Genomic DNA, 16683 nt, shown 5'->3' on the forward strand with positions numbered 1-16683 from the left:
TACATCATCGACCTGCAGCAGTCGTTGACCTACATCAACAACGCCTACGAGTTCGTCAAGGAGACCGTCGCCCACGGTGGCACGATCCTCTTCGTCGGCACGAAGAAGCAGGCCCAGGAGCCCATCGCCGAGCAGGCGACGCGCGTCGGGATGCCCTACGTCAACCACCGCTGGCTCGGCGGCATGCTGACGAACTTCAACACGATCTCCAAGCGGCTCACCCGTCTGAAGGAGCTCGAGGAGATCAACGCCGACGACCTCGCCCGCTCGGGTCGGACCAAGAAGGAGCTGCTCATCCTCAACCGTGAGCGGATCAAGCTCGAGAAGACCCTCGGCGGCATCCGCAACATGTCGAGGGTGCCTTCGGCGGTCTGGATCGTCGACACCAAGAAGGAGCACCTCGCCGTCGACGAGGCGCGCAAGCTCGGCCTGCCCGTCATCGCGATCCTCGACACGAACTGCGACCCCGACGAGGTCGACTACAAGATCCCCGGCAACGACGACGCGATCCGCTCCGTCTCGCTGCTGACCCGGGTCGTCGCCGACGCCGTCGCCGAGGGCCTCGTGGCCCGCGCCGGCGCCCGTGGCGGCAGCACCGAGGGTGCTGGAGCCGAGGAGCCGCTGGCCGAGTGGGAGCGCGAGCTCTACGCCGAGGCTGCGGCGACCGAGACGCCGGCTGAGGGTGCTGCCACGGCTCCCGCGGCGGAGGGTGCAGCCGCCGCCGAGGCTCCTGCCGAAGCCGCTCCTGCTGACGCGACGCCTGCTGACGTCACCCCGGTCGCCGAGGCCGCCCCGGCCGCCGAGGCTGAGACCCCCGAGGTCGTGGAGACCCCCGGCCCCGAGGTGGCGGCCGAGATCGCCAACGACCAGGCCGCGGCAACCACCAACGCCTGAGTGACGACCCCTGCCGGGCCGCCGTGGCCCGGCAGGGGCGTCCTCACGCCCGGATCCCGGACGGGATCCTCCATCACCGATGTTTCGAGGGAGAACGAACACCATGGCGAACTTCACTGCTACCGACATCAAGGCCCTGCGTGAGCGCACCGGCGCGGGCATGCTCGACGTCAAGAAGGCCCTCGACGAGGCCGACGGCGACAGTGTCAAGGCCACCGAGATCCTGCGGGTCAAGGGCCTCAAGGGCGTCACCAAGCGTGAGGGGCGCACGACGTCCAACGGCCTCGTTGCCGCGTCTGCCGACGGCTCCGTGGGCACCCTCGTCGAGGTGCTCTGCGAGACCGACTTCGTCGCCAAGGCCGCGCCGTTCATCAGCCTCGCCGACCAGGTCCTCCAGCAGGCCGTCACCTCCAGGGCGACGTCCGCGGAGGAGCTCCTCACGAGCACGCTCGCCGACGGTCGCACCGTCCAGCAGCTGCTCGACGACGCCAACGCGACGATCGGTGAGAAGATCGAGGTCAAGCGGGTGGCCCGCCTCGAGGGTGAGCACGTCGTCTCCTACCTCCACAAGACCAGCCCCGACCTCCCGGCCCAGATCGGTGTCCTCGTCGCCACCGAGGGCGGCGACGACACGATCGCGCGCGACGTCGCGATGCACGTCGCGGCCTTCGCGCCGACCGTGCTGACCCGCGACGAGATCCCGGCCGACACGGTCGAGAGCGAGCGTCGGGTGGCCGAGGCCACCGCGAAGGAGGAGGGCAAGCCGGAGGCGGCCCTGCCCAAGATCGTCGAGGGTCGCGTCAACGGCTTCTTCAAGGAGAACGTCCTCACCGAGCAGGCGTTCGCCAAGGACCAGAAGAAGTCGGTCGCGCAGGTCCTCAAGGAGGCCGGCGCGGAGGCGAAGGCCTTCGCGCGGTTCCGCGTCGGCGGCTGACACCACTCAGCCCTCCCACGGGAGGGCTCCCGCCAGATCCGTATGCCGGTCGCCCACCTGGGGCGACCGGCATACGCGCGCCTGGGGCGACCGGCATACGCGCGCCCGCGACCCGGCGTGCTCTCAGGCGTCGAGGACGATCCGGGCTGCCGCAGCAGCGCCTCGCCGCGACACCGGCGGCAGCGTGCTCCATGGGAAGTTGATCCACCGGTCGGTGCGCTTCCACACGTAGTCGCAGCGGACGATCGAGTGGGGTTTCTCGAAGAGCACAGCCGTGCGCACCTCGCCGACCTTGCCCGCGACGAACTCCTCGACCGAGCGGAGGGTGTGGCCGGTGTCGGCGACGTCGTCGGCGATGAGGATGCGCGCGTCGGCGAGATCGACGAAGTCCGGGGCCGGCGGCAGGATGCGCGGCACCTCGAGCCGCTCGTCGACGCCGGTATAGAACTCGACGTTCATCGTGTAGGTGTTCTTGATCCCCAGCGCATAGCCCAGGGCCCCGCCGATGAGCAGTCCACCGCGCGCGATCGACAGGATCATGTCGGGCTCGTAGTCGTTGACGATGTCCTGCGCCAGGACACGGGTGGCCGTGCCGAAGTCGTCCCAGGTAAGGATCTCGCGCCCGTCCGCCATGACGACAGCCTAGTTGCGGGAGCGGGCCGCAGCACAGTGATGGTGCGACGATGACGTCATGTCGTCGATGTTCCCCCAGGCATACGGGCAGGCGTCGCTCGTCCAGGTCGACGGTGTCGGCGGCTACGTCCGGCTCGCCCTGGTCGTCGTCCTGCTGGCCGGACTCGCCGCCCTCGTCAACCGGCTGGGCGGTCTGGCGCACGGCCGCGACGCCCTCTCCGCCGCGGCGCGCGCGACCCTGCAGCTGGCCGTGGTGGGCCTGCTGATCGCCGCGGTCCTGCGCTCGTGGTGGCTGACGGCCCTCTTCATCGTCCTCATGCTCTCCACCGCGTCGGTGACCGCTGGTCGCCGCCTCGCCCCCACCGGCCGCTGGCCCTGGGCCGCCGCAGCCGTGTGGGGGAGCGCCGTCCCCGTCGGTGCGGGACTGCTGCTCAGCGGCCTCATCCCGCTGACCGAGGTGGCCGTGGTCCCCATCCTGGGCATCCTCATCGGTGGCGCGATGACCGCCACCAGCCTCGCCGGTCGGCGCACGCTCGACGCCCTGCGCACCCGGCGCGGCGAGGTCGAGGCCGCCCTGACCCTGGGCCTCGTGGTCCGCGATGCGCGGATCCTCATCGGCCGTGACGATGCGGGGTTGGCGCTCGTACCGGGCCTCGACCAGACCCGCACCGTGGGTCTGGTGACACTGCCCGGAGCCTTCGTCGGCATGCTCCTCGGGGGCTCCACCCCGATCCAGGCCGCCGCGGTCCAGCTCGTCGTCCTCGTTGCGCTCCTGCTGGTGCAGTCGATCGCCACTCTCGTGACGTTGGAGCTGATCGCGCGCGATGTGTTGCGCTGACGGCAGTTCACCGTCCTCGGGGCAGGGTCTTTTCGGCAGATTCACCCGAGTCGTGCCGATCTGATGTAGACATCTGTGCAGGTATGTCCATCTGCTCGCGAGGTCCTGATGCCCGGGCCGGGTGCATGGCGCACCCACCCGCGACAGCGGGGACCGTAGCCGAGGAACAGACGCTCAGAAAGGTACAGGGGTGGAGGCCGAAGAGGTGCTGACGTGGTTGTCGCGGCTGTCTTCGCGGGACCGGGAGCTGGCTCCGCTCCCGGAACGCCTGTGCTTGGCGTGCGTCGCCGTGACCGGGGCCGACGGGGGGGCGATCACCGTGGAGTACACCGGCCAGGAGCGGATGACCCTGTTCGCCACCGACTGGGTCGCGGCTCGCCTCGAGGACCTGCAGGAGGTCATCGGGGAGGGCCCCGGCTGGGACGCGCACGATGAGGACGAAGCGGTGATCGGGGCTCTGGGGCAGACAGCGAGCTGGCCGTCCTTCACCCCGGCGGCGTTGCAGGAGCTCGGATCGGTCTGGGTGTGCGCGGCGCCGATCAGGGCCGCAGGCGGGCGGATCGGCGTCCTGACGCTCTACTGGGCGAAGACGCAACCCACGGACCCGGATCCCTCCGCCGTGCAGTTCCTCGCCGACGTGGTCGGGGCGGCGTTCTACCAGTCGACCGAGGAGGATCTCGTCGAGCAGTTGCCCTGGTTCAGCCGCGTGCTGATCCACCAGGCCACGGGCGTGGTCGTCGCCCAGCTGTCCGTGCCCGTCGAGGACGCGATGGCTCTGCTGCGGGCCAACGCCTACGCCACCGGCAAGGACCTCAACGCCGTCGCCGAGGAGGTGCTGAGCCGGGAGCTCGCGTTCGACTCCACCCATGTCGGCAGGGGCGACACTTCGTGAGCGGTGCCAGCCCCGGCGATCCCGGCGTCCCGCGCGACCCAGGCCGCCCGCGCGGTCATCGAGACCCCCGCGACGTCTTCGTGGAGTCGGTCCTGGCCCTGGTCACGACCCCGGAGATGACCGACGCGCTGAACGACTTCGTGCGCGACGTCGCCGAGGCGCTCCACGTCGATGCCGTTGGCATCCTCGTCCGCGGACCCTCGGGGGAGGCCGAGCTGCTGTGTGCGACGTCGCACCGGATGGCGGAGCTGGCGATCTACGCGGTCGGTCACAAGGAGGGTCCCTGCGTGGAGTCCCTCCGGAGCGGGGTCGGTGTCATCATGACCGGGGAGGCGATCTGCGCGAGATGGCCCTCCGTCGGACCGTATATCGAGGCCGCGGGTTTCCGGATGATCACCACGATCCCCATGCTGTGGCAGGACGCTCCGGTCGGCAGCCTCAATGTCTTCCGGCGCTCCCCGCAGGAGCTCACGGCCGCCGAGATGCTCCTCGCTCAGTCCTTCGCCGCCGTCGCCACCCTGGCGCTGGGCCAGGGGTCGACCAACGACCGGGTGGCGGGAAGCGTCGTCTCCGTCCTGAACGGGCGGGTGGTGATCGAGCAGGCCAAGGGGATCCTCTTCCAGCAGCGCGGCATCGACATGCAGGAGACCTACGAGGCCCTGCGTGCCATGGCGGAGTCGAGCGGGCGGAGCGTCTCCCAGACGGCCCGGGACCTCATCAGCGACGCGCAGCGTCGCCCCTGAGCCGGAGCACAGCGCCACCCCCTGAGCTGTGGCGCGCAGCTCCGCCAAGAGACGGCAGGGCCCCCTCAGACCCGGGCGGCGGCCGTGGTGCCGAGCTCGCGCGTGAAGCCCAGGGGGATCGCGATGTCGTCGCGGGTGACGTCGTGGATCGAGCTGTGACCCATGCCGAGCAGTGCCGAGTCGATGCCGCTGCGGAAGATGTCGAGGACGTTCTCCACCCCGGCCTGGCCGTTGGCGGCGAGACCCCACAGGTAGGCGCGGCCGATCATCACGGCCTTGGCACCGAGCGCAACCGCCTTGACCACGTCGCTGCCGCGTCGGACCCCTCCGTCGAGGAGGACGTCGACCTCGTGGCCGACGAGGTCGGCGATCCCGGGCAGCATCCGGATGGAGGCCGGGGTGCTGTCGAGGTTGTTGCCGCCGTGGTTCGACACCGAGATGGCGGAGACGCCGACGTCGACGGCCCGACGCGCATCGTCCTGTCGCGAGATGCCCTTGAGCATGAACGGCCCGCCCCACGTCTCGCGCATCCACCTGACGTCCTCCCAGGACGGCGGGGGCGTAATCATCCACTCGTAGTAGGCGCCGAAGAAGGTCGGCGCCGGGCCACCGTTCTCGGAGAGGTTGGGCGCCGTGAGGTCGGGCACGTGGCCCGTCTTCGCATACTCCAGCAGCCACTTCGGCCGCATCAGCCCCTCGGGGGCGAAGGAGAGCATCGCCTTGAGGTCCATCTTCTCGGGGATCGTGGGGCTGCCCCAGTCGCGACCGTTCGAGAACGACCAGTCCAGGGTGGCGATGAGCCCGACGCACCCGGCGGCCTTCGCCCGCTCCATCCGTCGTTCCATCGACGCGCGCGAGCCCATCCAGTACATCTGGAAGAAGGTCTGGGCGTTGGCCGCGACGACGTCCTCGACCGACCGGCTCCCGAACGACGACAGCCCGATCGCGGTGCCGCGTGCGGCGGCCGCGCGAGCGACGGCGACCTCACCCTCGGGGTGCACGGCCTGGACACCGGTGGGGGAGATGATGACCGGCATGGAGATCGGCTGACCCATCACCGAGGTCGCGAGATCCCGCTCGGCGGAGAGGCCGGCGACGTGCGGCGCCATCCCGAGCTCGCCGAAGGCGGAGAGGTTGTCGGCGTAGGTGACGCCCTTCTCCGAGCCGGCGAGGAGGGCCTTGTAGACCGACGGGGGCAGCCGCTTCTGGGCGCGGCGCTGCGCCTCGGCGACGGTCTCGAACCAGGCGGACTTGGCCATGGGTGGTGCCTTTCGGTTGCGACGACTCGGGCGAGTCGCGGGGACGGTGCAGGGTCGGCGGAGGAGGGTCGGCGGGGCAGGGTCGGCGGGGGAGGGTCAGCGGAGGTGGTCGAATCCCTTGACGGCTGGTCGCAGCGCTCGCAGCGACCGCCCGCGCCAGGCTCCGAGCCAGACGCCGGAGCCGTAGGCGAGGTCGTCGAGGCGGCGGGCGACGAGGTAGCGCAAGGGATCGAGGTCGGATCGCGTGCGGTGGTGGTCGAGGAGCGCCTCGGCGAGCGCCGCGACGAGAAGCGCGCGGCGGGCGCGGCGGCTCACGACGGCTGCGGCGACCGACACCGGCCAGTAGTGCCGGTTCAGGGCGGAGGCGGTCTGCCAGAGCGAGGCGACGGCGCCGACGGCGGTCAGGGATGCTGCCGTCCGGACCGGACTGTCGCTGCGCTGGAGGCGACGGGAGATGCGCAGGGTCGTCACGGCATACGCGGCGGCGGCGACGGGGATCGACCAGCGTCGTTGCGCCAGCAGTGCGCCGGCAAACACGGCGGTCCACGGGTTGAGGACCATCGGCGCGACGGCGTCGCCGTGCCGGGCCGCGAGCAGGTCGGCGCTGGTGCCGTAGAAGGCCTTGCGGGAGAGCCATGCGCTGACGTCGGTGCGGTGCTCGTGGCGCACGACCGCGGCCGGCTCGTAACGGATCCGCCAGCCGGCCTCGTGGGTGCGCCACACGAGGTCGACGTCCTCGCCGACCCGGAGGTCCTCGTCGAAGCCGCTGCCCCAGGCCTCCCGTCGCACCATGAGGGCGGCGCTCGGGAGATAGGCGACCTGTCCGTGCGGACGCACCGACGCCGGGTCGTCGCCGAGGTCGAGGGAGCTGCGGGCCGCCTCGTAGCGGTGCAGCCACCCGCGGGCCTCCCGACGAGCGGCCCTCCGGCCGGCCGGGTCGGGAGCCAGACCGAGCACCCGCGGTGCGACGAGGCCGAGCAGCGGGTCGTCGAAGTGGCGTCGCAACGCGGCGAGCCAGCCGTGCTGAGGAACGACGTCGGAGTCCAGGAACGCCACGTATGCCGCGTCGGCAGCTCGAAACCCGGTGTTGCGAGCTGCTGCCGGCCCCCGACTCACCTCGTGCCGCACGACGGTGGCTCCGTGCCGGCAGGCGATCCGGGCGGTCGACTCCTCGTCGGTGGAGCCGTCGTCGACCACCACGACGCGCACCTGTGGAGGCAGCGCGCCGAGGAGCCGGTCCAGCTGTGCGGGGCGGTCCCGCACGGGGACGACCACGACGACGTCGCTGACCTCGCTGTCGTCGGCGCGGTCCGGCCACCACGGGTCGACGAGGTCGCGGTCGAGGAGGAGCCTGGCCAGGGCCGCCGAGGTCCCGTCGGTGACGGTGACGAGGTCGTCGTCGAGGAGGGCGGCGGCCCGGGGCTTGAGGTAGACGAGCCGTCCGGTGGACGTCCCGAGCAGGCTCCGTCCTCCGTCGCACACCTTCGTGTGCGGTCCCAGCCGGACGGCATACCCGCGGGGCAGGGAGCCCTGTGGGGTGCTCTGCAGCGGTGGGGCGCCGCCGCCGTCCTGGAGACGGAGGGGGGTCACGAGCGGAACCCCCCACTGGCGGAGAGGATCGAGCCGTGGACGACGGGGCCTGCGAGAGCGGCGAACTCGACGACGGCAGCGACCTCGTCGGGCTCGAGGACCCGTCCGATCGCCTGCTCCTGCACGAGGCGCTCGATGCCGTCGAGATGGTAGAGCCGTGCGGTGGCCTGGAGCATCTGCGTGTCGGTGGACCCGGGCGAGACGCCGGCGACGGTGAGGTGCTGTCCGACCACGTCCGCTGCGAGGCCGCGGACGAGCCCGACGACCGCGTGCTTGACCATGCAGTAGGCCGACAGGTGGTAGAGCCCGTGCTCCCCGGCGCCCGAGGTGATGGCGACGAACGCCGGACGTCGGGCCGCCTCCTGACGCAGCAGGAGAGGCACCATCGTCTTCGCGGTGTTCCACACGGTGACGGCGTCCGACCGCCAGATGGCGTCCAGCACGGCGTCGTCGGTGTCCCACAGGGCGTCACCGCCCCCGATGATCGCGGCCCCGGCGACGACGACGGTGAGGTCGCCGCGCTCGGTGTCGATGCGCTCGGCGACGGTTCGCATCGCCGCGACGTCCCGGGCGTCGGCGACCACCGGTGTCACCGCTCCAGGATGGGCCGCGGCAACCGCGTCGAGATCGGCGCGGGTGGCGAGGGGGTAGCCGGCGTCGGTGTCCTCGCCCGCGCAGGAGTCGACGGCGACGACGTGGAAACCGCGGCCGACGAGTCGGCGGGTGACGGCTGCGCCGATCCCCCGCGCTGCGCCCGTGACGAGCGCAGTCCCTGCAGACCCTGCGGCGCCTGCGGCCCCTGCAGACCCTGCGGCGCCCCGCTCGGGGCTGGACGCCACGGTCATGGCAGCACCACTCGCTGCGCGGCTCCTGAGGGCGAGAGTCGTCCGTCGTCCATGACGTCGAGGGTCTGGAGCTCGAGGACGAGGTTGCGCACGAGGGTCTGGAAGAGCTGCCGACCCTCGTGCGCCGACGCCTCACGGGGGTCGCCGAGGATCCCGTTGCGTGAGACGGCGCGGATGCCGTCGCGGCGCAGGCGCGGCATGAGCTCGACCAACGGTGTGACACAGCCGATCTCGACCTCGTCAGCGCGCACCGTCTGCGGGGCGAGCTCGAGCAGCAGTGAGGTCTCGGTGCGCCCGGCGTGGGCGTCTGCGCCGGGCAGGTCGCACGAGGTCCAGGCCACGGCCCGGCCCTCGTAGCGCAGCAGCTCGACCGACTGGCGGACCGACTGGACGTTGCCCCCGTGCCCGTTGACGAAGATCAGCCCACGTGCCCAGCGGCAGGCCGACCGGCCGTACTCGATGAGGAGGTTCATCAGCGCCTCGTGCCCGATCGACACGGTCCCGGGGAAGCCCTCGTGCTCGCCGCTCGCGCCGTAGGCGATCGCCGGGGCGACGAGCACCGCGTTGCCGCGGGCGGCGAGCACCTCCGCCGCGGCACGCGACACCGCCGTCGCGACCATCGTGTCGGTCGCGAGCGGCAGGTGCGGCCCGTGCTGCTCGGTGGAGCCCACGGGGACCAGCAGGAGCGGGTCACCGGTGCGGGTGCTCGGAGAGGTCGTGAGCCCGAGGTCGAGGGGTGGCCGCGTCGTCGAGGCCGAGGTCATGGGCGCTACCCCCGGTCGGCGGTTTCTCGTCCCGCGCCCGCGCCGGCGAACCCCACCAGCGGGTCCTCGTCGCAGGAGCGGTCGGGGCGGGACGTGAGCCGAGTCGGCATCAGGGTCAACGGGATCGGTTGGTTGTGCACCGGTCCGGTGTGCGAGTGGTCCTGGCTGGGGCTCGGCCGGGTCCCGGCGGCGACGCCCGCGAGCGGGATGTCCCCGTTGCCCTTGACGCACTCGGGGTCGGGCCCGTCGAGCGGCAGACCGGTGAAGAACTTCGCGGCCATGCACCCACCGCGGCAGGAGTCGTAGGCGGAGCACTTCGTGCACGCCCCCCCGGTCTGGGGGGACCGGAGCTCGAGGAAGAGCGGTGACTCCTTCCAGACCCGGTCGAAGCCCAGGTCGCGGATGTTGCCCGCGAGGAAGGTGTCGTGGATCGCGAAGGGGCAGGCGTAGACGTCGCCGACGGGGTCGACGAGGCAGACCACCCGACCGGCGCCGCAGAGGTTGAGTCCGGGCAGGGCCTCGCCGAAGGCCGAGAGGTGGAAGAACGAGTCACCGGTGAGGACGCCCTCCCCGTGGGCGACCAGCCAGTCGTAGAGCTGACGCTGCTGCTCGGGCAGCGGGCGCAGCTCGCCCCAGACGTCGGCGCCGCGACCCGAAGGGCGCAGGCGGGTGAGCCGCAGCTGCGCGCCGAAGCGGTCGGCGATCGCCTTGAAGTCGTCGAGCTGGTCGATGTTGTGGCGGGTGCAGACGACGGAGATCTTGAAGTCCTGCATCCCCGCGGCCTGCAGGTGGGTCATCGCCCGCATCGCGGCGTCGTAGGTGCCGGCGCCCCGCACCGCGTCGTTGACCTCCGCCGTCGCCCCGTCGAGGGAGATCTGCACATCGACGTAGTCCGTCGCGGCCAGCCGCTCCGCGCGCTCCTTCGTGATGCGGAAACCGTTGGTGGAGAACTTGACCCCGACGTGGTGCTCCACGGCGTAGTCGAGCAGCTCCCAGAAGTCCGGGCGGATCGTCGGCTCGCCACCGCCGATGTTGACGTAGAAGATCTGCATCCGCTCGAACTCGTCGATGAGGGCCTTGGCCTCCGCCGTCGTCAGCTCGCGCGGGTCCCGGCGCCCGGACGAGCTGAGGCAGTGGACACAGGCGAGGTTGCAGGCATACGTGAGCTCCCAGGTCAGGCAGATCGGCGCGTCGAGACCGTACTCGAACTCGTCGACGAGGCGCCCGACCTTGGGCCGTTCGAGCGGCTGGATGGTCGTCGTCATCAGGGTCCTTCCTGGGAGGCTGCCGGCACGGAGACGGGAGCGGAGGGTGAAGGGTGCTGTGGCACGAGCAGGCCGCTCGTCGCCAGGCCGCTCAGGGCCCTGACGTATGCCGCCTGCTGGGAGGCGTCGACCCCGGCACCGGTCAACGCGTCGAGGACGGTCGGGCTGTCGCCCAAACGCCGCACCACGTCCACCAGCGTCGGGGTCTTGAGGAAGCTGAGCCGGCGGGTGCGGAAGTCGTAGGCCAGAGCGCCGAACCGCTCGGGTCGCAAGGACACCGAGCCGCTCAGCTGCCACGCCTCCGTGAGCATCAGTAGACGCCGCACATTCCGTCGATGGAGACCTCCTCGACGAGGCTGTCCTCAAGCAGGTCGCTCTCGGTGATCTCGGTGATCTCGGTGATCTCGGTGATCTCGGGGCCGGTCTCCTCGAGGGTGCTCACGCTGTCGGGCATGGGTCCACCATCCAATCTGGTCGGGTCCTGCGGGCTATAAAGGGCAGTACGTGGTGGTTCGGTGCCACGCTATCCGCGTCCGGCCCCTGCCGCCCCTGCTCGGGAGGGTCGAGTTTCCTGTCGGATCGGACAGGGCGGACGGTGTGTGGCCGTGTCGCGACGGCAAACCTCACCGAACGGAGGGGACGGCAGGTGTCCGCATCGGCAGGACGGCGCGCGACCTGAGGGCAGTCTTTGGATCCTCACCTGTCGGCGGGGTGGCGCGGCTCCTACGGTCCGAGACGTCCCCCCAACGACAAGGAGGTCGTCATGCAGGTCGACGAACTACTCAAGCCTTTCCCCATCAAGGAGTTCCACCCGTTCCCCCGTGCCCTCATGGGCCCGGGCGCGCACGAGATGATCGGCCCGGAGGCCCTCAAGCTGGGCTTCCGCAAGACCTTGATCATGACGTCGGGCCTGCGCGGCACCGACATCGTGCACAAGATCGCCGAGTCGATGAAGTACCACGGCCTCGAGGTCGTCATCTACGACAAGGTCGAGTCCAACCCCAAGGACTACAACGTCATGGACGCGGTGGGCCTCTACCAGGACAACGCCTGCGACTCGTTCGTCTCGATCGGTGGTGGCTCGTCGCACGACGCCTGCAAGGGCGCGCGCGTATCGGTCGCCCACGACGGGCGCAACGTCAACGAGTTCGAGGGGTTCAACATGAGTGAGAACCCCAAGAACCCCCCGCACATCGCGGTGTCGACGACGGCGGGCACGGGGTCGGAGACCTCGTGGGCCTACGTCATCACCGACACGACGACGGACCCCGACAACCCCCACAAGTATGTCGCCTTCGACGACGCCTCGGTCACGACCCTGGCCATCGACGACCCGGTGCTCTACTACGACTGCCCGGTCGACTACACCGCCCAGTGCGGCTTCGACGTGCTTGCCCACGCCAGCGAGCCCTACGTCTCCCGGCTCAACTTCGAGCCGTCGCTCGGCAACGCGATCCGCGCGATCAAGCTGACCAACGACAACCTGCGCGAGGCGGTCTGGAACGGTCAGGACCTCAAGGGACGCGAGGGGATGATGTATGCGCAGTACATCGCCGCCCAGGCGTTCAACTCCGGTGGACTCGGCATCATCCACTCCATCTCGCACGCGGTGAGCGCCTTCTACGACACCCACCACGGCCTCAACAACGCCATCGCCCTGCCACGCGTCTGGGCCTTCAACATGCCGGCGCAGTACAAGCGCTTCGCCGAGATCGCCGTCGCCATGGGCGTCGACATCGGCGGGATGACGACGGTCCAGGCCGCCGACGCGGCACTGGCCGCGTCGATCCGGCTGCTGCGTGACGTGGGCATCACGGAGAAGTTCTGCGACGTCACGCAGGACTCGTACTCGAAGAACCGGCTCGGCTCCGGACCGACGGCCTACTACGAGAACTCCCCGGTCATCAAGGGCGACAAGGACGACGTGGACCGCATCACCAACCACGTCCTCGGCGACGCCTGCACCCCCGGCAACGCCAAGGAGTGCACCTTCGACACGGTGCGGCCCGTGGTGGAGCACTGCATGACCGGCGACCTGGACGACCTGCTCGGCTGAGCGGCAGGCACCGACACGGCATACGGGCCGGGGCCGTCACCATCGCTGGCGACGGTCCCGGCCTCGACCCGACCCCTACCCCGAAGGATCTCCCGTGACCCCGGAAGCCCAGCCTGACCAGACCGGCACCTCGGAGGCCGAGGAGTTCGCCGACGTCGACGACGCCCGGCGACGGCTCGGCGACGTGGGCTACCTCGCCGACGCCCGGATGGCGACGACGATCTTCCTCCAGTCGCGCCTCGGCAAACCGGTGCTGCTCGAAGGCCCCGCCGGGGTCGGGAAGACGCAGCTCGCGCTCAGCCTCGCCCAGGCCACGGGCCGAAAGCTGTTACGGCTGCAGTGCTACGAGGGTCAGGACGAGACCAAGGCGCTCTACGAGTGGGACTACGGCAAGCAGCTGCTCTACACCCAGATCCTGCGCGAGAAGATCGGCCAGGTCGTCGAGGACGCGAAGGACCTCGACGAGGCGGTCGAGCGGATCAGTCGGCAGGACAGCATCTTCTTCTCCGAGCGCTTCCTGGCGCCGCGGCCGCTGCTGCAGGCGATCGCGTCCGACGTCCCGGTCGTCCTGCTCATCGACGAGGTCGACCGCGCCGACGAGGCGCTCGAAGCGGTGCTGCTCGAGACCCTGGCCGAGTTCCAGATCTCCATCCCCGAGATCGGCACGGTGACCGCGAAGCACCAGCCCTTCGTCATCCTCACCTCCAACAACACCCGCGACCTGTCGGCCGCCCTCAAGCGCCGGTGCCTGCACCTCTTCCTGGACTACCCCACGCCGGAGCGCGAGCTGGAGATCCTCCGCTCGAAGGAGACCGGTCTCGCTGACGCCCTCTCGGCCCGGCTGGTCGAGGTCGTGCGCGGGCTGCGGGACCTCGAGCTGCGCAAGGCCCCGAGCATCTCGGAGACCATCGACTGGGCCCGCACCCTCAGCGTGCTCGGCGTCACCGAGCTCAGTGCCGAGGTCCTCGCGGAGACCCTCAACGTCGTCATCAAGTACGAGCGCGACAACGAGAAGGCGCTGAAGGCCCTGCCCCGTCTCACCGACCCGAATGCCGCCGTGCCCGACTCCCGCGGTGGCCACGGGCACGGTCATGGTCACGGCCCGGGTGCCGACCACGCGCACGACGACGCCCCTCCGCCGCCGCCCCCCGCGGCGCTGGACGAGTCCGGAGCCGACGGCCGCGCCGTGCGGGCGGCCAAGGACGACCCCGGTCGTCACGACACCGACTACTACGGGGCGCCCGGCAAGGGCGCGGCGCCGAAGCGGCCGGTGCCACGCTCGCAGGGGGAGCGGTCCTTCGCGCGCAAGCGTCCGGTCTAGCCCGGTGGAAGGCGCCCTCCACCGGTTCATCCGTTTCCTGCGGCTGCACGGCATCCGGATCAGCGTGGCCGAGGCCGTTGACGCCCTGCGCGCAGCGGCCCAGCCGGGGGTGCTGGCCGACCGCGAGGTGCTGCGCTACGCGCTCGCGGTCAGCCTGATCAAGGACCGGCGCGACGTCGAGGAGTTCGACCGGGTCTTCGACCTCTTCTTCGCGCTGTCGGCGGTCGTCCCCCGGGTGGAGGAGGACGGCCACGGTCACGCCCACGACGACCTCAGCGACGACGGTGCGCTCGAGACGTTCACCCTCTCCGAGGAGCCCGGCGACACGCCCGAGGAGGGCCACTCGCACGGGAAGCCGGAGGACCTGCGGGAGTACTTCAACCCCGAGGACATGTCGCAGCAGTACAACCTCCACCAGGAGGCCAACAAGATCGACATGGCCGCGCTCACCGACGAGATCGTCCTGTCCAACGACACGGCGGGGAGTCCGGGCGAGGCCGCCCGGGTGCAGCTCTCGACGCGGCGGTTGCACAACCCCGGGTCGCCGGGCGAGCTGGCCCGTCGAGCCGGGCTGGAGCTGGACGCGGAGCTCACCGTCGCGCAGGAGATGGTGCTGCTCGAGTGGCTGTCCGACAGCATCCCCGAAGACCTGCTCGCGGGGGTCGAGGTGGGAGAGCCGGCCTCGCTCGCTGCTCTGCGAGCAGCGTTGGCACCATTGCTCGCCGGGCTCCCCGAGCGGCTCAAGGAGCACCTCGAGCGACTGATGGCGATGGACCGACAGATCGAGACCCGGGAGGTCGAGGCCGGCCGGGCGGAGGTCATCGACGAGGGCGAGCGCGCCGACCTCGAGGAGTCGCTGCGGCGACTGCTCCACTCCCTCCGGGGGGCCCCGCGGCCGCGACGGAAGGTCGCGGCACGCGGCACCGTCGACGGGGCCCGCACCATGCGGGCCAACATGCGTTACGACGGCGTGCCGTTCCGGCCGATCACCGTCCGCAAGGTCGAGGACCGGCCGCGGCTCCTCGTCCTCTGCGACGTGTCCCTGTCCGTCCGGGCGACCGCGCGCTTCACCTTGCAGATGGTGCACAGTCTGCAGTCGATCGCGTCGCAGGTGCGGACGTTCGCCTTCGTCGACGAGGTCGTCGAGATCACCGACCTCTTCGCGGAGCACCGCATCGAGGACGCCCTGTCGCTGGTGATGTCCGGGCTGCCCGCCGGCGGCGTCGTCGACGTGGACGCCGACTCCGACTACGGGTCGGCGTTCGACTCGTTCCTCGAGGCCCACGGCTCCGCGATCAGCCGCCGCACGAGCCTCGTCGTCCTCGGCGACGGGCGGGGCAACGGCAAGGACCCTCGCCTTCCGGTCTTCGAGGAGCTCACCCGACGTGCGCGCGAGACGGTCTGGCTCACCCCCGAGCCGCGCTACTCGTGGCAGCTCGGTCGTTGCGACCTGCCCCTCTACGCCGAGTACTGCGACCGCGTGCAGGTCGTCCGGGGACTGAAGGGCCTCGACCGGGCGGCCTCGGCAGAGGCGAGCCTGCGGTGAGGATGCGCCGATGAGGATGCGGCGATGAGGGTGCTGGCCGCGGCGCCCATCGATCCACTCTGCGACGTCGTCGACGGCCGTTACGAGGACGGCCTCGTCGTCGTCGCGCGCCGGGTCGGTGCCTGGCCGAGACGGGTCCGGGGGAGCGTCCGCACCCTCCACTTCGACATGGTGACGCACGACCACCGCCTCGTCGTGACTCACGACGTCAGCCAGGCGGACATCGATGACGACCTCGCGGGAGTCATCGTCGACGAGCTCTTCACGCCGGGCTGGGTGCGGGGGTCAGAGATGTTCGAGCGGATCTTCACCGGCGTCGTGCGGACGAGTGCATCGAACGCCCTCGAGAGCTGGGAGCTGTTCTACCGCAACACGATTCGTCGCCTGCAGTCTGTCGGGTCCATTCGCTCGATGGGCGAAGGGGATGCCGCAGCAGATATCCGGCTGCCGGGGTCGCGCAGCCACGGGTCGATCGCCGACTACGCCCCCGTCTACGACCGGGCGGTCGCACTCGTGCGCCCGGGCTCGGTCCTCGAGCTGGGCTCCTGCTTCGGCTTCCTCGCGTTGCGGCTCGCCGAGGCCGGGCACCGCACCACGGCGTCGGACGTGTCCACCGGCACCGTGCGCCTGCTGGCCTCGATCGCCCCCCGCCTCGGTGTGCCCCTCGGCGTCCTCCTGGCGGACGCCGCCCGCGTCCCCGTCGTCGACGGCTTCGCCGACACGGTCGTCGTCATCCACCTCCTCGAGCACCTCGAGCCCGACCACGGCGACAAGGTGGTGGCCGAGGCGATCCGGTGTGCCCGGCGTCAGGTCGTCATCGCCGTCCCCCTCGAGCCGGAGGCCGACGAGTCCTACGGCCACCTGCGCACCATCGGCCTCGACGACCTCCGCACCTGGGGCCGGGCGAGCCGGCTCCCCTTCGAGGTGGCCGAGCACCACGGTGGCTGGCTCGTCCTCGACAAGGGGTGACGGGGAGTGGGGGAGACGCCCACCGGGCGGCGGGTGCGCCGTCAGACATACAGAGGGTCGCGGATGGCGCGAGGGAGCGGGACAGACCCGGACACGATTCAGCCCTCTGTGTGTCTGGCTGACCGCCTACCCGG

At 70.8% G+C, this 16683-nt stretch carries 17 protein-coding genes; 9 read left to right on the forward strand and 8 right to left on the reverse strand.

Annotated elements, in window-relative coordinates; genetic code table 11:
- Positions 1-894, forward strand: an 894-nt coding sequence (gene rpsB / locus Q0R63_RS02145) for a 30S ribosomal protein S2 (protein WP_295693302.1), incomplete at its 5' end; no start/stop codon positions are given.
- Between the two features lie 103 nt (positions 895-997).
- Positions 998-1828 carry a translation elongation factor Ts gene (tsf, locus tag Q0R63_RS02150; RefSeq protein WP_295693304.1) on the forward strand — a complete coding sequence of 277 codons (831 nt, stop codon included), beginning with the start codon at positions 998-1000 and terminating at the stop codon, positions 1826-1828.
- A gap of 123 nt (positions 1829-1951) precedes the next feature.
- Here the strand turns inward: tsf and Q0R63_RS02155 are convergent, their stop codons facing one another.
- The gene (locus Q0R63_RS02155; protein WP_295693307.1) at positions 1952-2461 is read right to left on the reverse strand and encodes a phosphoribosyltransferase family protein; all 510 of its coding nucleotides are present in this window, start codon (positions 2459-2461) and stop codon (positions 1952-1954) included.
- Between the two features lie 58 nt (positions 2462-2519).
- Here Q0R63_RS02155 and Q0R63_RS02160 point away from each other — a divergent pair, with 58 nt between their 5' ends.
- From Q0R63_RS02160 to Q0R63_RS02170, 3 genes are all read left to right on the forward strand, one after another.
- Positions 2520-3299 (forward strand): ABC transporter permease, encoded by a 780-nt coding sequence (locus tag Q0R63_RS02160; protein WP_295693311.1) that lies wholly within the window; start codon positions 2520-2522, stop codon positions 3297-3299.
- A gap of 190 nt (positions 3300-3489) precedes the next feature.
- Positions 3490-4191 carry an ANTAR domain-containing protein gene (locus Q0R63_RS02165; protein ID WP_295693314.1) on the forward strand — a complete coding sequence of 234 codons (702 nt, stop codon included), beginning with the start codon at positions 3490-3492 and terminating at the stop codon, positions 4189-4191.
- Positions 4188-4934: a GAF and ANTAR domain-containing protein gene (locus tag Q0R63_RS02170; RefSeq protein WP_295693317.1), complete on the forward strand. Its 747-nt coding sequence runs from the start codon at positions 4188-4190 to the stop codon at positions 4932-4934. The genes Q0R63_RS02165 and Q0R63_RS02170 overlap by 4 nt, the downstream gene beginning before the upstream one ends.
- A gap of 65 nt (positions 4935-4999) precedes the next feature.
- On the opposite strand, the gene mftD is transcribed toward Q0R63_RS02170, so the two are convergent.
- The 7 genes from mftD to mftA all read right to left on the reverse strand — a co-directional run bounded on the left by mftD (position 5000) and on the right by mftA (position 11111).
- The gene (gene mftD, locus Q0R63_RS02175; protein WP_295693320.1) at positions 5000-6193 is read right to left on the reverse strand and encodes a pre-mycofactocin synthase MftD; all 1194 of its coding nucleotides are present in this window, start codon (positions 6191-6193) and stop codon (positions 5000-5002) included.
- A gap of 96 nt (positions 6194-6289) precedes the next feature.
- Entirely contained in the window at positions 6290-7783 is a 1494-nt protein-coding gene (gene mftF / locus Q0R63_RS02180) for a mycofactocin biosynthesis glycosyltransferase MftF (protein ID WP_295693323.1), read from the reverse strand.
- Positions 7780-8628, reverse strand: coding sequence for a mycofactocin-coupled SDR family oxidoreductase (locus Q0R63_RS02185; RefSeq protein ID WP_295693325.1), 849 nt, complete (start codon positions 8626-8628; stop codon positions 7780-7782). The genes mftF and Q0R63_RS02185 overlap by 4 nt, the downstream gene beginning before the upstream one ends.
- A complete protein-coding gene (gene mftE / locus Q0R63_RS02190) occupies positions 8625-9392 on the reverse strand; it encodes a mycofactocin biosynthesis peptidyl-dipeptidase MftE (protein WP_295693328.1) in 768 nt (255 codons plus the stop codon). Before mftE ends, Q0R63_RS02185 begins: the two co-directional genes overlap by 4 nt.
- A 5-nt stretch (positions 9393-9397) precedes the next feature.
- On the reverse strand, positions 9398-10657 hold the full coding sequence (gene mftC, locus Q0R63_RS02195) for a mycofactocin radical SAM maturase (RefSeq protein ID WP_295693331.1): 1260 nt from the start codon (positions 10655-10657) through the stop codon (positions 9398-9400).
- Positions 10657-10968 carry a mycofactocin biosynthesis chaperone MftB gene (mftB, locus tag Q0R63_RS02200; RefSeq protein WP_295693334.1) on the reverse strand — a complete coding sequence of 104 codons (312 nt, stop codon included), beginning with the start codon at positions 10966-10968 and terminating at the stop codon, positions 10657-10659. The genes mftC and mftB overlap by 1 nt, the downstream gene beginning before the upstream one ends.
- Positions 10968-11111, reverse strand: a complete 144-nt coding sequence (gene mftA / locus Q0R63_RS02205; RefSeq protein WP_295693337.1) for a mycofactocin precursor MftA — start codon at positions 11109-11111, stop codon at positions 10968-10970. The genes mftB and mftA overlap by 1 nt, the downstream gene beginning before the upstream one ends.
- A 309-nt stretch (positions 11112-11420) precedes the next feature.
- On the opposite strand from mftA, the gene mdo reads away from it, so the two are divergent.
- The 4 genes from mdo to mftM all read left to right on the forward strand — a co-directional run bounded on the left by mdo (position 11421) and on the right by mftM (position 16549).
- Positions 11421-12713 (forward strand): NDMA-dependent methanol dehydrogenase, encoded by a 1293-nt coding sequence (mdo, locus tag Q0R63_RS02210; RefSeq protein ID WP_295693341.1) that lies wholly within the window; start codon positions 11421-11423, stop codon positions 12711-12713.
- 94 nt (positions 12714-12807) lie between these two features.
- Positions 12808-14034 carry a MoxR family ATPase gene (locus Q0R63_RS02215; RefSeq protein ID WP_295693344.1) on the forward strand — a complete coding sequence of 409 codons (1227 nt, stop codon included), beginning with the start codon at positions 12808-12810 and terminating at the stop codon, positions 14032-14034.
- 4 nt (positions 14035-14038) lie between these two features.
- Positions 14039-15580, forward strand: a complete 1542-nt coding sequence (locus Q0R63_RS02220) for a VWA domain-containing protein (RefSeq protein ID WP_295693347.1) — start codon at positions 14039-14041, stop codon at positions 15578-15580.
- Between the two features lie 24 nt (positions 15581-15604).
- The gene (mftM, locus tag Q0R63_RS02225; protein WP_295693350.1) at positions 15605-16549 is read left to right on the forward strand and encodes a mycofactocin oligosaccharide methyltransferase MftM; all 945 of its coding nucleotides are present in this window, start codon (positions 15605-15607) and stop codon (positions 16547-16549) included.
- Positions 16550-16683: the final 134 nt, after the last annotated feature.

Source organism: Lapillicoccus sp. (assembly GCF_025353065.1).
Lineage (GTDB): Bacteria > Actinomycetota > Actinomycetes > Actinomycetales > Dermatophilaceae > Lapillicoccus.

Excerpts from the sequence above, each read along its gene's own strand:
- tsf (WP_295693304.1), top strand. The coding sequence starts at position 998 with ATGGCGAACTTCACTGCTACCGACATCAAGGCCCTGCGTGAGCGCACC.
- Q0R63_RS02155 (WP_295693307.1), bottom strand. The coding sequence starts at position 2,461 with ATGGCGGACGGGCGCGAGATCCTTACCTGGGACGACTTCGGCACGGCC.
- Q0R63_RS02160 (WP_295693311.1), top strand. The coding sequence starts at position 2,520 with ATGTCGTCGATGTTCCCCCAGGCATACGGGCAGGCGTCGCTCGTCCAG.
- mftD (WP_295693320.1), bottom strand. The coding sequence starts at position 6,193 with ATGGCCAAGTCCGCCTGGTTCGAGACCGTCGCCGAGGCGCAGCGCCGC.
- Q0R63_RS02185 (WP_295693325.1), bottom strand. The coding sequence starts at position 8,628 with ATGACCGTGGCGTCCAGCCCCGAGCGGGGCGCCGCAGGGTCTGCAGGG.
- mftE (WP_295693328.1), bottom strand. The coding sequence starts at position 9,392 with ATGACCTCGGCCTCGACGACGCGGCCACCCCTCGACCTCGGGCTCACG.
- mftC (WP_295693331.1), bottom strand. The coding sequence starts at position 10,657 with ATGACGACGACCATCCAGCCGCTCGAACGGCCCAAGGTCGGGCGCCTC.
- mftB (WP_295693334.1), bottom strand. The coding sequence starts at position 10,968 with ATGCTCACGGAGGCGTGGCAGCTGAGCGGCTCGGTGTCCTTGCGACCC.
- mftA (WP_295693337.1), bottom strand. The coding sequence starts at position 11,111 with ATGCCCGACAGCGTGAGCACCCTCGAGGAGACCGGCCCCGAGATCACC.
- mdo (WP_295693341.1), top strand. The coding sequence starts at position 11,421 with ATGCAGGTCGACGAACTACTCAAGCCTTTCCCCATCAAGGAGTTCCAC.
- mftM (WP_295693350.1), top strand. The coding sequence starts at position 15,605 with ATGAGGGTGCTGGCCGCGGCGCCCATCGATCCACTCTGCGACGTCGTC.